The sequence below is a fragment of the Streptomyces mexicanus genome, from assembly GCF_902506575.1.
GTDB lineage: Bacteria > Actinomycetota > Actinomycetes > Streptomycetales > Streptomycetaceae > Streptomyces > Streptomyces mexicanus.
Genome location: NZ_LR732568.1, coordinates 1 through 843, shown reverse-complemented (window position 1 = coordinate 843; position 843 = coordinate 1). Strand labels below are relative to the sequence as shown.

Sequence of the window (843 nt, the reverse complement as noted above, 5' to 3'; positions counted from 1 at the left end):
CCACCCCCGCCGCGCCCTCACCATCACCGCGCCCGGCACCGGGCCCTCCGGCCACTACGTCCAGACGCTGCGCGCCGACGGAGCGGCCTACGACCGGACGTACGTGACCACCTCCACCCTCCGCCGGCTGCGCACCCTGGCCTACACGGTGGGCCCGCGGCCCTCGGCCTGGGGCACGGCGGCCGGGGCCGCGCCACCGGCGCTGCGGTGACTCTCCCGAACCCGCCCCTGCCGGGGGCGGGTCGTCATCTGGTGTTAACTGAACGTAGCCTGATCGTACTTGACCGTAATCGGTTGCCGGCGGTTGACTGCTGGCTCACCCACCGTCGACGCGAGGCAAGCCATTGACTTCTGACCTGCTCGCTCCACTCGACCTGGCGTTCTGGAACATCGAGTCCGCCGACCACCCCATGCACCTCGGCGCACTCGGCGTCTTCACGGCCCACTCGCCCACCGCCGGCGCGCACGCGGCCGACCTGCTCGCCGCCCGCGCCGCCGGCGTGCCCGGGCTGCGCATGCGCATCCGCGACGTCTGGCGGCCCCTGGACCTGCGCCTGCCCCTGGGCCACGGTCTGCGCCGGCCGCTCACCTTCGGCGGCGCCACCCGCGAGCCGGACCCCCGATTCGACCCGCTCGACCACGTCCGGCTGCACGCCCCGGCCGCCGACTTCCACGCCGTGGCCGGCCGGCTCATGCAGCGCCCGCTCGAGCGCGACCGGCCCCCGTGGGAGGCCCATGTGCTGCCCGGCGAGGACGGCGTCCGCTTCGCGGTGCTGTTCAAGTTCCACCACGCCCTCGCCGACGGACTGCGCGCCCTGACCCTCGCCGCCGCCATCCTCGACC

2 protein-coding genes are annotated in these 843 nt (G+C 75.0%); both read left to right on the top strand.

Annotated elements, in window-relative coordinates:
- On the top strand, positions 1-211 hold a 211-nt coding region (locus GV126_RS32440), incomplete at its 5' end, for a hypothetical protein (protein WP_159674534.1).
- Positions 212-344: 133 nt separating this feature from the next.
- On the top strand, positions 345-843 hold a 499-nt coding region (locus GV126_RS32435), incomplete at its 3' end, for a wax ester/triacylglycerol synthase domain-containing protein (RefSeq protein ID WP_236570331.1).